General features: G+C 71.6%; 10 protein-coding genes. 3 read left to right on the top strand and 7 right to left on the bottom strand.

Annotated features, from left to right (window positions below; all coding sequences use genetic code 11):
- The first annotated feature begins 20 nt into the window (after positions 1-20).
- Genes I6A60_RS01075 through I6A60_RS01065 form a run of 3 tightly spaced genes read left to right on the top strand, consistent with a single transcriptional unit; the run spans position 21 to position 3036 of the window.
- The gene (locus I6A60_RS01075) at positions 21-1268 is read left to right on the top strand and encodes a cytochrome P450 (protein WP_203016416.1); all 1248 of its coding nucleotides are present in this window, start codon (positions 21-23) and stop codon (positions 1266-1268) included.
- 22 nt (positions 1269-1290) lie between these two features.
- Entirely contained in the window at positions 1291-1725 is a 435-nt protein-coding gene (locus tag I6A60_RS01070) for a nitroreductase family deazaflavin-dependent oxidoreductase (protein ID WP_203016414.1), read from the top strand.
- Between the two features lie 57 nt (positions 1726-1782).
- Positions 1783-3036 (top strand): ABC transporter substrate-binding protein, encoded by a 1254-nt coding sequence (locus I6A60_RS01065; protein WP_203016412.1) that lies wholly within the window; start codon positions 1783-1785, stop codon positions 3034-3036.
- A gap of 221 nt (positions 3037-3257) precedes the next feature.
- Here I6A60_RS01065 and I6A60_RS01060 read toward each other — a convergent pair whose 3' ends face one another.
- From I6A60_RS01060 to I6A60_RS01030, 7 genes are all read right to left on the bottom strand, one after another.
- Positions 3258-4394, bottom strand: coding sequence for a phosphotransferase (locus I6A60_RS01060; RefSeq protein ID WP_307838644.1), 1137 nt, complete (start codon positions 4392-4394; stop codon positions 3258-3260).
- Between the two features lie 315 nt (positions 4395-4709).
- A complete protein-coding gene (locus I6A60_RS01055; RefSeq protein ID WP_307838643.1) occupies positions 4710-6236 on the bottom strand; it encodes a class I adenylate-forming enzyme family protein in 1527 nt (508 codons plus the stop codon).
- A 94-nt stretch (positions 6237-6330) separates the two neighbouring features.
- On the bottom strand, positions 6331-7257 hold the full coding sequence (locus tag I6A60_RS01050) for an SDR family NAD(P)-dependent oxidoreductase (RefSeq protein WP_203016410.1): 927 nt from the start codon (positions 7255-7257) through the stop codon (positions 6331-6333).
- Complete coding sequence (locus tag I6A60_RS01045) at positions 7254-8684, bottom strand: aldehyde dehydrogenase family protein (protein ID WP_203016401.1); 1431 nt, start codon at positions 8682-8684, stop codon at positions 7254-7256. Before I6A60_RS01045 ends, I6A60_RS01050 begins: the two co-directional genes overlap by 4 nt.
- Positions 8685-8739: 55 nt before the next feature.
- Complete coding sequence (locus I6A60_RS01040; RefSeq protein ID WP_203016399.1) at positions 8740-10119, bottom strand: SRPBCC family protein; 1380 nt, start codon at positions 10117-10119, stop codon at positions 8740-8742.
- 47 nt (positions 10120-10166) lie between these two features.
- On the bottom strand, positions 10167-11012 hold the full coding sequence (locus I6A60_RS01035) for an SDR family NAD(P)-dependent oxidoreductase (protein ID WP_203016397.1): 846 nt from the start codon (positions 11010-11012) through the stop codon (positions 10167-10169).
- Positions 11013-11017: 5 nt separating this feature from the next.
- On the bottom strand, positions 11018-12619 hold the full coding sequence (locus tag I6A60_RS01030) for an SMP-30/gluconolactonase/LRE family protein (RefSeq protein ID WP_203016395.1): 1602 nt from the start codon (positions 12617-12619) through the stop codon (positions 11018-11020).
- Between the last annotated feature and the right edge of the window lie 19 nt (positions 12620-12638).

The raw sequence follows: 12638 nt of genomic DNA, 5'->3' as shown, positions 1-12638 counted from the left end.
GTAGGAACGAGTCAAAGCACATGACCGAAATGGCCATCCTCGACCGCGCCCGGCTGCGCAGCCTGTTCGACCTGCGCGGCTCCTACCTCGCGCGCACGGGAGGCAGCTACGAGACCGACCCGTATCCCGCGTGGCACCGGCTGCGCGAGACCGGGCCGGTCCACGAGGGCACCGTCCACGAGCTCACCGGCGTGAGCGAGGACCTGCTCTTCGCCGGCCTGCCCTTTCCCGACCGGCGGCACTTCTCCGTGTTCAGCTGGGCGGCCTGCGACGCGGCCTACCGCAATCCCGAGGTGTTCGCGTCCTCACCGGACCCGGTCGACCTGAACAGCGGCGCCTCCGGTGCCCTGAACAGCATGCTGTCGATGGGGGGCGCCGAGCACCGCCGATACCGGGCCCTGGTCCAGCCGTCGTTCGTGCCGAACAGGGCGGAATGGTGGATCCACAACTGGATCGAACGGACCGTCCACCTGCTGATCGACGGTTTCCTGGCCGACGGCCGCGCCGAGCTCAACGTCGACTTCTGCGCGGCGATCCCGGTACTGACGATCACCAGCAGCTTCGGGGTTCCCGTCGAGCAGGCGTTGGACATCCGGGCCTCGATCGGCCAGCCCGCGAAGATCATCGAGATTCTCCGGCCGATCGTCGCCGCGCGCCGCGAGGAACCGCGCGACGACCTCATCAGCGTGCTGGTCCAGGCGGAGATCACCGATGAGGACGGGACGCGCCACCGGCTTTCCGACGCGGAGGTGTTCTCGTTCTCGCTGCTGCTGCTGATCGCGGGCTCGGGCACGACCTGGAAGCAGATGGGCATCACGCTGACCGCCCTGCTGCAGCGGCCCGAGGTGCTGGCCGCGGTACGCGAGGACCGGGCGCTGCTGCGACCGGCGATCGAGGAGTCGCTGCGCTGGATGCCCACCGACCCGATGTTCGCCCGCTACGCCACGCGCGACATCGACTTCCACGGCACCCACATTCCCGAGGGCTCGGTCCTGCACATCTGCCTGGCGGCCGCCAACCGCGACCCGGCCCGCTGGGGCGACGCCGACACGTATGACATCCACCGGCAGCTCAGGCCGTCCTTCGCCTTCGGCGGTGGCCCGCACATCTGTCTCGGCATGCACGTCGCCCGCGCCGAGATACGGATCGGCATCGGCGCGCTGCTGGACCGGCTGCCGAACCTGCGCCTGGACCCCGACGCCGAGCAGCCGCACTTCGTCGGCATGTACGAGCGGGGCGCGACCGCCATTCCCGTCCTTTTCGGCTGACCGGCCCGAGAAAGGAGCTCCCATGGCCGAGGACAACTACGTCAAGGCAGACCTGACGCTGCTGGGAAAGGACCACATCTACGCCTATCAGGACACCGACGGCGAGGTCGGCTACCTGTGGAACGGCGTCCCGACGCTGCTGCTGACCACCGTCGGCCGGCGCACCGGGGCGCGGCGCACCACGGCGCTCATCTTCGCCCGCGACGGGGACGACTACCTCGTCGTCGCCTCGACCGGCGGCTCCCCGCGCGACCCCGACTGGTACCTCAACCTCTCGGCGAATACCGCCGTCGAGATCCAGGTCAGGGCGCAACATCTCCAGGTCGTCGCCCGGACCGCCTCCGACGACGAGAAACCGCGTCTCTGGAAGGTCGTCACCGACGCCTGGCCGAACTACGACCTCTACCAGAGCCGCACCACCCGGAAGATCCCGGTAGTCGTGCTCAGCCCGGCCTGACCTGAGGCCCGAGGCTCGCCTCACCGCGCGTCAACAGTTCCAAGATGAGGAGAAAGAATGCACGACAGGCGCAGATCGATCGGCCGGGCCGCGGTGCTCACCGCCGCCGCGCTCGCCCTGACCGCGGCCTGCGGCGGCTCGTCGAAGCCGAGCGTGAACGCGAGCGCGAGCGCGGGCCAGACGGCCAAGGAAACCGTCAAGGTCGGGATCTTAACTGACATGACCGGCCCGGCGTCGTCGGTGAACAAGACCAGCCTCGACGGGATGAAGGCGGGCATCCGTTACGCCAGCCGCGAGGGCTACGACATCAAGTACGTCCTCGGTGATACGGCCACCAACCCGACCACGGCGCTGTCCGTCGCGCAGAAGTTCGTCACGCAGGACCACGTCGACGCGGTACTCGCCAACTCCAGCCTCACGTTCTTGGCGTCGAACTACCTCACCGCCCACAACGTCCCCGTCATCGGCATCGCCGAGGACGGTCCGGAGTGGATCACCGCGAAGAACATGTTCTCGGTGGTCGGCGCGCTGCACACGGACAAGGTCGCGGCGACGCAGGGCGAGTTCTTCAAGAAGGAGGGCGTCACCAGCCTGGGCATCGTCGGCTACGTCGGCTTCCCGGCCTCGACCAACGTGGCCAAGGCGGACGCGATCTCGGCGGAGGCCGCCGGCGTCAAGGTCGGCTACCTGAACGCGACGCTGCCCCTCGGGACCACGGACGTCGGCCCGGTCGTGCTGGCGATGAAGAACGCCGGCATCGACGGGTTCGTCGGCACGGTCACGTCGGATACCGCGTTCGCCATCATCACCGGGCTGCGCCAGCAGGGCGTGAACCTCAAGGCGGCGCTGCTGGCGACCGGTTATGGCGGCGACCTGCTCGCGGCGGGCCCGGGCGCGACCGCGGCGGCGCAGAACGTCTTCTTCGTCTCGTCCGCGGAGCCGGTCGAGATGCAGACGGCCGCGACCAAGCAGTTCGTCTCCGACCTCGCAGGCACCGGCATGACCGGGGCCCCGACCTTCGGGATGTACAACGGCTACCTGACCGTCGGCATGCTGGTCGAAGGACTGCGCGGCGCGGGCGCCAAGCCGACCTCGGCGTCCCTGATCGCCTCGCTCGCCAAGATTCACGACTTCACCGGAATGGGCCTGTACGGCACCCACAAGCTCGACCCGAACGACCGCGAGAACATCGTGAACGGCGTCGACAACTGCATCTGGGTCACCCAGTTCCGGGGCAGCACGTTCCACCCGGTCGACGGCGCCACCCCGATCTGCGGCGCCACCCTCGCCGGGAAGTCCGTCACCTCCTGATCTTGTAGGCCCAAACGTTCGGAGGGCGGTCGCCGGTCTGGCGGCCGCCCTCCGTCGTTCCTCCCGACGGCCCGCGCCCCCGTCACGACGCCGGCCTCGCGCCGCGCGCGGGCATGATCGCGGTTTCAGCCCTGAACTGGTTGCGACCAGGCCCGATTCACGACCACCAGAGGGCCAAACCAGCGATCACGCCTGCGGCCGGACCTCTGCCACGCGGAGGACTAGTGGTTCGGTGTGCCGGTCGGGGTGGGCTCGTCGTGTTCGGTCGTCAGCGGGGTACCGGCCGGACGGCGTTGGGGCGGGGGCGGAGGTGACCAGGTCCGGGTGTGGTCGGCGTGTGCGGTGGCGAAGCGTTCGACAACGGCCAGGCACACGTCGAGCGGCTGGAAGCCCCCGCCGGACAGGGTGTGCAGCCAGGTGCCGAGGCCGAACACCGGCGTCTGGCGATAGAGCGCCCAGGCTTCGGCGAAGTCCGGGGCGGGCGCGCCCTGGCCCGCGAGTTCCGTCAGGTAGTCGGCGAGCAGGTCCCGCTCGTGGTCGCGCCGGTCGGCGGTGCTGAGGCTGGAGACCAGGAAATAGCCGACATCGTGGGACCAGTTGCCGGTTCGGATCAGCTGCCAGTCGTAGAAGCCGGTGACGCCCGACGGCAGGGCGTAGGTGTTCGCCAGGTGCGGGTCACCGTGCAGCAGCGTCCGCGGGTGTTTGGCGGCGATCGTGGCCCAGCCGCGGAAACCGCGCTCGACCACACCCGCGTCCACGCCCGGCGGGATCAGCCGGCCGTGCCCGCCGGTCCGCAGCAGGCGCAGCGCCCGGGCCAGGCTGGTCCACGACACCGGCGCCCAGACCCGCCCGACCTGCCACGGACGCACGAACGCCAGCTGGTCTGGCAGCGGCCCGCCCCAGTACGCGGCATGCATCCTGGCCAGGCCGAGCAGACCGGTACGCACCTGATCGACGTCCAGGGCCACGGTCGCATCGTTCGGCCGGGCACCGCGCAGCGTCACGTCCTCCATCACCGTCACCGCCGCCAGCCGGCGCCGGTCGACCGCGGCGGCGTAGAAGGCGGGATGTTCGAGCGGCAACGCCAGCCCCGAGGCCACGAGACGGGACTCGGCCTCTCGGGCGCCGAGGGCAGTCAGCGCCAGCCGGTTGAACATCCGGCCCTCCCGCTTGACGAACACCCGCTCGGGGCCGGCGCCGGACGCGTAGCGCAGCCGAACCCGGGCCCGGCTGTTCGTCCCGTCCGCGACGTCATCGACCTCGACCGCCTCGACGAGGGCGCCGGGACACACGTCGGCGAGCGCCGCCGTCATCCAGCCAGGGGTCAGCTCCGACCAGCTACGAGGCACGCTCAGCACCTGAGCATCATGCCCGAGCGACGGGCGGCCGGCGCAGGAGACGACCGCCTCACCGCGCGTCGGATGCCCGACTTGGCCGGAGAACGTCCCGGCCGCAGGGGTGGTGCCTCCGACGAGCTTATTCGGCAGGCCCTGGCTGATCTGAAACCTGCGATCGCCTGTGCCGGCGGCCTGCCTCCGGCGCTCTCGCGTGCCCTTGATCGCTGTTTTGGCTCTGGGGTGGTCGTAGTGCGAGCGTTTCCACGACCACCCCAGGGCTCAAACGGCGATCATGGCGGGAAAACGGCGATCACTCCGCCGGGCTGGCGCCGTTGATCAGGGCTTCGGGAGTTGGTGGCGTTCGACGAGGTCGGTGAGGCCGATGCGGGAGACCTTGCCCATCGCGTTCACGGGGAGGGTGTCGACGACGGACCAGACCTCGGGCACCTTGTAGCCCGCGAGGTCGCGGCGGCACAGGGCGTCTAGCTCGGCGAGGTCGAGCGGCGGCCCGGCGCGCTCGATCACGGCTGCCACCCGCTGGCCGAGCCGGTCGTCGGGTACGCCGCAGACGGCGACCCGGGCGACTCCCGGGTGGCCGCCGATGACCCGCTCCACCTCCAGCGGGTAGACGTTCGCCCCGCCGCGGATGATCACCAGCTTCTTGCGGTCCAGGACGCGTAGCCACCCGTCGGCGTCGGCGGTGCCGACGTCGCCGGTCGGGACCGGACCGGGCTCGGGTGCCCGCACGGCGCCGTCGTCCCAGTAGCCCAGCAGTGGCCGCCATGCTCCGGTCCAGACACCGCGGGTCACGCCGCGCAGGCGCAGCTCGCCGGTCTCGCCGGCCGGCAGGCGCCGCCCCGCGTCGTCGTAGGCCGCCACGTCGTACTGCGGCAGCACGCGCCCGCTGCTGCCCGGGCGCCACTCGTCGCCGGGCGGGTCGATCGACACCACCGTCGGCGCCTCGGTGAGGCCGTAGGTCGCGCGGGGAACGAGCCCGTGCGCTTCCGCGAAGGCCCGGCGCAGCGTGTCCGAGGTGTCGCCGCCGCCGCTCCACACCTCGGTCAGCGAGCCGAGGTCGAGGTGGGGGCGGCCGGCCAGGTCGTGCAGCTGAGCGGGGGCGCCGTTCCAGACCGTCACCCGCCGCGTGGAGATCCACTCGGCGACGCCGTCGACGTCGCGCCGGTTCATCACGACGGCGCAGCCGCCGGCCTGCGCGGTGAGCAGGGTCGAGAGCACCATCAGGTTCAGGATCGTCAGGGGGAAGCTGTCGCCCTTGCGCAGGTCGGGCCCCCAGCCGCGGGTGGCGACGAGGACGGCGCCCGGCAGGAGCAGGTTCCGCTGGCTGTGGACGACCGCCTTCGGGCGTCCCGACGTGCCGCTGGTGAACGCGATCCCGGCCGGCGCGTCGACGTCCGTCGCCACCCGCGGCGCGGTCTCGGCGCGGGCGAGCAGCGCGGCCCACTGGTCGGCGTCGACGCGGCCCGGCACCGTCAGCTGGCAGCGCGGCCCGGCCAGCGCGACCGTCGGGGCGCACAGGTCGAACAGCTCCTGCTGCTCGCCGGCCGCGAGCGCCTCGCCGATGCCCGCCCAGACGGCCCCGATCCGCTGCGCGCCGTGGAAGGCGGCGACGATGTCGAGGTCGTTGGGCAGACAGGCCGCTACCCGGTCGCCGGGGCGCACCCCGAGCGACCACAGCGCGCCGGCGGCGCGGCGCGCCTGTTCGTCGAGCTCCGCGTAGCTCCAGACGCCCGAGGCGGCCTCGATCGCTGGGGCGGCCGGGCGCGCGGCGAGCGCGGTCTCCAGCACCGTCGCGATCGTGTGGGGGAAGCCCTGACGGCCGGCCGTGTCGTTCACCTTGTCCACACAACACCTTCCCGCGAGGTTCGTGCCGGGAGTCCAGGACTCCAGACGCGCCGACCTGCCGTGCCGGCCTGCTGGATCGGCGTGCTGGATCGACCTACTGGGCCGAGGCCGCGCCCTGCCTGGCCATGGCGAAGCTGCGGTCCAGGTGCTCGACGAAGCCGGACGGGACCGGCGCCAGCGCCCACTGGCTGGTGGGGTCGCGGATGGCGTCGATCCGGGCGCCGACCTCGTCGATAGTCCACGACGGCTGGTACACGCCCTCGGTCTCGGCGATGAACGCCCTGGCCACCCGGCCGGCCAGCGCCACGTAGATCTCCCCGGTGACGGAGCAGGACTCGTGCGCCAGCCAGCCGACGACCGGAGCGACCAGACCGGGCTCCATCGGAGGGAACCGGGACGTGTCATGGCCGACGGCGAGGCGGGTCACGGCGGCGGGGACGATGACGTTGCTGCGCACGCCCCGGTCCGCGCCCTCCAGGGCGACGACGTTGCTGAGCCCGATCAGGCCCGCCTTGGCCGCGCTGTAGCCGACGACGTTGTGGTTGCCGTAGAGCCCGCCGATCGACGACGTCAGCACGATCCGCCCGTAGCCGGCCGCGGCCATCCGGGGGAACGCCGCCCGCACGACGTGGAAACCGCCGAGCAGGTGCACGTCCACCACGGCCCGGAAGTCCTCCTCGGAGATCTCGTTCAGCGCCACGCGCCGGGTGTTGCCGGCGTTGTGCACGAGGACGTCGACGCGGCCGAAGGTGTCGAGCGCCGTGCCGATGATCGCCTCGGCGCCGGCCGGGGTCGCCACGGACGCGGCGCAGGCGACCGCCTGGCCGCCCAGCGCCGTGATCTCGGCGACGACCTGGTCGGCCGGAGCCGCGTCGGCGCCGTCGCCGCTGATGGCGGCGCCCAGGTCGTTGACCACTACCTGGGCGCCCTTCGAGGCCAGCAGCAGTGCGTACTCCCGCCCGAGGCCCCGGCCGCCGCCGGTGACCACGGCCACCCGGCCGTCGAACCTGCGTTCGGTCACGAACCCGCCCCGGCGTACCCGAGGATGCCCTTGGTCTCCAGGTACTCCTGGAAGCCGAACTCGCCCCACTCGCGGCCGTTGCCGCTCTGCTTGTAGCCGCCGAACGGGCACTGGAAGTCGAACCCGTCGTTGATCCCGACCCAGCCGGCCCGGATTTGGCGGGCGACGGCACGGCAGGCGTCGAGGTCCGCGCCGGCGACGTAGCCGGCGAGGCCGTACTCGGTGTCGTTGGCGATCTCGATGGCGTCCTCGACGCTGTCGTAGCCGATGATCGTCAGCACCGGGCCGAAGATCTCCTCGCGGGCGATCGTCATGTCGTTCTTGACGTCCGCGAACACGGTCGGCCGCACGTAGAAGCCCTTGGTCAGGCCATCCGGGCGACCGGGCCCGCCGGCGACGAGCGTCGCGCCCTCGTCGATGCCGCGCTTGATGAGCGCCTGGATCTTGTCGAACTGGCTGGCGGCGACGACCGGGCCGATGACGACCTCGCCCTTCGGGTCACCGACCGTGATCTGCGCGGCGGCGGCGCGCGCGGCCTCGATCGCCTCGGCCATCCGCTCGCCGGGCACCAGCATCCGGGACGGGGCGCTGCAGGTCTGGCCGGAGTTGCCCATCATGCTGCCGACGCCCTTGGCCACGTTCGCGGCGAAGTCCGCGTCATCGAGGATGATGTTGGGCCCCTTGCCGCCCAGCTCCTGGGTGACCCGCTTGACGGTCGGCGCGGCGTTGCGGGCGATCTCGATGCCGGCGCGGGTCGAGCCGGTGAAGGAGACCATGTCGACGCCCGGGTGCGCGGACAGCGGAACGCCCACGCTGGGGCCGTCGCCCTGGACCAGGTTGAACACCCCGGCCGGAACGCCTGCGGCGTGCAGGACCTCGGCGAGGATCTGCCCGGTGAACGGCGAGCGCTCAGACGGCTTGAGCACCACGGTGCAGCCGGTCGCGAGCGCGGGGAAGACCTTGACTGCGATCTGGTTCATCGGCCAGTTCCACGGCGTGATCAGGCCGCAGACGCCGATCGGCTCGCGGACCACGAGGGTGGCGCCGCGCTGCTCCTCGAAGACGAAGGTCCGCAGCAGCTCGATCGCCGTGGTCAGGTGCCCGGCGCCCAGGCCTACCTGGAAGCCGCCCGCGAGCGCGGCCGGCGCGCCCATCTCCTCGGTCAGCGCCGCGGCGAGATCGCCCGCGCGCTTCTGGTACTCGTCCAGGATCCGCTGGAGCAGGGCCAGCCGGTCCTCCCGGCTGCTCGCCGCCCAGCCGGGGAACGCCTTGCGGGCGGCCGCGACCGCCCGGTCCACGTCGGCCGCCGAGCCGAGCGCGACGGTGCCGCAGACCTCCTCCGTCGCCGGGTTCACGACCTCGAACGTCGCCGTCCCGGCCGGGTCGGTCCACTCGCCGTCGATGTAGAACTTCAGGTACTCGCGCATGGTCTCGTCATTTCCTTTCTGACACCTGGAGGGCGGCCGCCGCGCCAGGGAAAGCTCAGCCGAGCTCACGTGGCTCGCCGGTGCCCAGGTACTTCGCGAGATTGTGGTGCAGGCTCACGACGCTGCGCTCGCGATACGGGTTGGGTTTCGGCCCGGCGAAACCGCGTGACTTCATGCCCTGCTGCACCGCGGCCATGTTGGCGAAGTCCTGGGGCAGGACCGTGCGCCAGCCCGGGTCATCGGCCGGTGTGTACTCCCATTGCGTCCGGGGCTCCTCGCCGGGCGGGAACAGCTCGTAGACGGCGGCCTCGAAGATGCATTTGTCCGGGTCATAGCCATACGGCCGGGCGCTGTAGCAGAGCATGTTGTTCGGAGCATGCCCGATCTGGAAGTTCGGGAAGATCTGCCACGCGGTGCCGCTGGCCGCGACGGCGGCGGGCTCGATGGTCGGCCAGACCACGCCGCGCGCCTCGTCGGTAGCGCGGGCCGAGTCCAGCCAGTGCCGCAGCACCTGGTCGGACGGCGTTCCCTCCGGCAGCTCGTCGACGAGGCGGCGCGCGGCCTCGACCAGCGTCCAGGTGGTGTTCGTGTTCGAGTTCTCCCAGGTGAAGTTCTGCAGCTCGGCCGTGGACAGGCGGGCGTCCGGGCCGGCGCCGAGCCGCAGCTTCGCCTGGTTCTCCTCCATCCCCTTGGGGGCGTCGTAGCCGATGTTGCTGTGCCGGCCCTGCGAGCGGGCCCAGCCGAGGAAACCGCCGAACGTCATGAACTCCGGGTGGGTGTACGGGACGTGATAGGTCTCCATGAAGGCCTCCAGCGCGACCTTCCAGTTGCAGTCGAAGACCAGCCACTTTCGCCACCGGTAGCGCAGGTTCTCCAGCTGGAACGGCGCCAGCAGGCTCGCCGCCGGTTCCAGGTACTCCCGCAGCGGGCCGCAGTCCGGGTCGAGGTTGAGAAAGATCCAGCCGCCCCAGGTGTCGACCCTGACCTCCTTGAGGCTGATCAGGTCGTCGGTCAGCGCGCAGCCCCAGTCCTCCCGCTCGGCGGCGAAGGTACAGACGCCGTCCAGGTCGTAACGCCAGCCGTGGAAGCCGCAGACGAACTGGCGCCGCCGACCCCGGGCGTCGCGTTTCCCCGGTGGGGTGTCGACCAGCCGGCGGCCCCGGTGGGAACAGACGTTGTAGTACGCGCGGATCGTGTCGGGCGCGGTCCGGATGACGATGAACGAGTCGTCGAGAATGTCGTAGGTGAGGAAGTCGCCGACGTTCGGGATCTCCTCGACCCGGTCGACCTGCTGCCACACCTTCGCCCACAGCCGGTCCCGTTCGGCCCTGGCGTAGTCCGGCGAGAGGTAGGCCGCCGGGTCGATCGTCATCGGGGCCGACAACGGCTCGGGCGGGGTCGGCGTCTCCTGGAGGTTCTGCACGGTCTCAGTCATGACAATCTCCGAATGGTGGCCGGCCGAACTGTCGCATGAGGGCACGGCTATCGCGTGAGGGCCGCGCGGAATTCCTCGTCCTTGAGGAACAGGGACGTGTTGTCCGGGCCCAGGTGGGTCCAGCGCAGGTTCAGGCCGCCGTCGGTGAGGATGGTCTGGCCCGTGATGTACGTCGACAACGCGGAGAGCAGGAAGAGGATCGGGCCGGCCTGTTCCTCGGGGGTGCCGCGCCGGCCCATCGCGATGGCCCGCTGGTCGCGTTCCGGGTCGGCCTCCACATAGGCGAGTGACGCGGGCGTCGCCGTGACACCGGGCGCGACGGCGTTCACCCGGATGCCGTCGGCCGCGAGCTCCAGCGCCATCGTGCGGGTCGCGGCGACCAGGGCCGCCTTCGCCGTCCCGTAGGCGATGTGGAACGGCGCCGTGTTCATTCCGCTGATCGAGGAGACCGAGACGATCGAGCCGGGCAGGCCGCGTGACTTCAGCGCCGTCGCGACCGCCTGGCTCATGAAGAACATCGTCTCCAGGTTCCAGGCGAACAGCCCGCGCCAGTCGTCCCTGGTCACCCGGGTCGACGGCATCCAGGTCGCCGGGTCGGCGCCGCCGGCGACGTTGACCAGCCCGTACAGGTCGCCGTCGGCCCGCTGGGCCTCCGCCAGGGCCAACGCGATTCCCTCGTCGGTCTCGGCGTCGGCGGCGACCGGGATGACCGGCAGCCCCTCCTTGGCCAGTGGGGCGACGTGCAGGTCGAGCTTCTCCGGTGACCGGCTCACCGCGATCACGGTCGCGCCCGCGCTGGCCACCAGCCGCACCACCGACGTGCCGATGCCGCCGCCGGCCGCGCCCGAGACGATGACCACCCGGCCGGCCATCCCGAGCAGATCGTTGCCCATGGGGATCAGGCCTCCTGACGCAGCGCGAGCACGCTGCCCTCGGCGTCGCCGGAGACGTAGAGCGTGCCGTCGGGGCCGGCGGCGATCCCGGCGAACGGGCCCTGCGGCCCGGAGAACGGTGGCAGGCCCTTGAGCGGCTTGGGCACCACCCCGGGCGGGGCGCCGAGCGGCAGGTCGCGGGCGATCACCTGGCGGGCCCTGCTGACCAGGTCGACGCGGGTGACCGTCCTGGTGCCCGGGTCGACGACGTAGAGCTGCTGGCCGCGCACGAGGATGCCCTGCGGGTCGACCAGGCCGTCCACGACCGTGTCGACGCCGGTAGGGCCGAGCGAGACGACCCGACCGGCGCCGGCTTCGGCGACCAGGCAGTCGCCGTTCGGCCCGAACGCCACCCCGCTGGGCCTGCTCAGCCCGGTGGCCAGCGGCTCGACGCCCTTGCCGGGGCGGATCGCCAGCACCCGGCCGGTGCCGTCCTCGGCGGCCACCACCGAGCCGTCGGGGGCGATGGCAAGCCCGGCGAGCTGGTCGAGGTCGGCGGCGAGCACCTCGCTCTCCTGCGCCGCCGGCCGGTAGCGGGCGACCGTGCCGACCGCGGTGGTCACGACGAACTCGCCGTCGCCGGCGGCGGCCAAGCCGCGCAGGAAGCCAGGGAAGCCCGGCGAGAAGATCATGCCCAGGGTCTCGAGCCTCCCGCCTGGGCGCAGGACGTAGAGGTAGGTGCCGTCGGCGACGTACAGGTTCCCGTCCGGGCCGGCGGTCAGGCCCAGCGGCCAGTTCAGGCCGCCGGGCAGCGTCGTGCGGGTCTCGCCCGGCGCGACGATCTCGGTGATCTCGCCGGTGAAGCTGGAGACGAACAGCCGGTCGCCGACGAACGTGCAGTTGTCCAGGCCCGGGGTGAGCTGGGCGAGCGTCGTCTTCTCGCCGGTGCGCGGGTTGATCCGCAGCACCTGCCCGGAGGCGACCTGGGTGGAGACGATGAAGCCCTCGGCGTCGAACTTCACCGAGTTGGGGACGCCGAGGTCGCCGGTGACCCGCTCGGGCGTCCCGCCCTCCGGGTCGATCCGCCAGATGTCGTTGGTGCCCAGCAGCGGGTAGTAGAGCAGCCCGTCCGGGCCGACCTCCATGGCGTTGGGCATCGGCAGGTCCTCGGCCAGCAGGCGGGGCGCGCCGCCGCCCGGGTCCAGTTCCATGAGCCGGCCGCCGGGCCGGCACTCGTTGATGAACAGCCGGTCCTGGTAGACGGTGATGCCGTTGGCGCTCGGTACGTCGTCGCGCAGCACCCGGGTGCGTCCGTCGGGGCTCTTCGCGCTGACCCGGCCGTCCATGACCTCGGTCGCGTACATCTCGCCGCCCAGGCCGAACGCGAGATCATCCGGGGCGATGATCTCGCCGCCCTTCGCACTGATGACCTCCAGCGCCAGGGTGTCGACGTCCAGTGCGGTGACCTGGCTGCCGGTCACCTGCGCCACGTAGATCCGGCCGTCCGGCCCGGTCCGCAGGCCGTTGGCGCCGAAGAGCCGGCTCGGCGCGGTGACCCGCTCGACGCTCCAGCCCTCGGCGGCGCCCAATGACGTTCCGCCGACGTAACGCGACCCCTGTAACAACATCGCCAAGGACTCCTCAGAA

The organism is Frankia sp. AgB1.9 (genome assembly GCF_016786355.1).
Taxonomy (GTDB): domain Bacteria; phylum Actinomycetota; class Actinomycetes; order Frankiales; family Frankiaceae; genus Pseudofrankia.
Note: the sequence above shows the minus strand (reverse complement) of the source record. Positions and strands in the feature narration are given on the sequence as shown.

Excerpts from the sequence above, each read along its gene's own strand:
- I6A60_RS01075 (WP_203016416.1), top strand. The coding sequence starts at position 21 with ATGACCGAAATGGCCATCCTCGACCGCGCCCGGCTGCGCAGCCTGTTC.
- I6A60_RS01070 (WP_203016414.1), top strand. The coding sequence starts at position 1,291 with ATGGCCGAGGACAACTACGTCAAGGCAGACCTGACGCTGCTGGGAAAG.
- I6A60_RS01065 (WP_203016412.1), top strand. The coding sequence starts at position 1,783 with ATGCACGACAGGCGCAGATCGATCGGCCGGGCCGCGGTGCTCACCGCC.
- I6A60_RS01045 (WP_203016401.1), bottom strand. The coding sequence starts at position 8,684 with ATGCGCGAGTACCTGAAGTTCTACATCGACGGCGAGTGGACCGACCCG.
- I6A60_RS01040 (WP_203016399.1), bottom strand. The coding sequence starts at position 10,119 with ATGACTGAGACCGTGCAGAACCTCCAGGAGACGCCGACCCCGCCCGAG.
- I6A60_RS01035 (WP_203016397.1), bottom strand. The coding sequence starts at position 11,012 with ATGGGCAACGATCTGCTCGGGATGGCCGGCCGGGTGGTCATCGTCTCG.
- I6A60_RS01030 (WP_203016395.1), bottom strand. The coding sequence starts at position 12,619 with ATGTTGTTACAGGGGTCGCGTTACGTCGGCGGAACGTCATTGGGCGCC.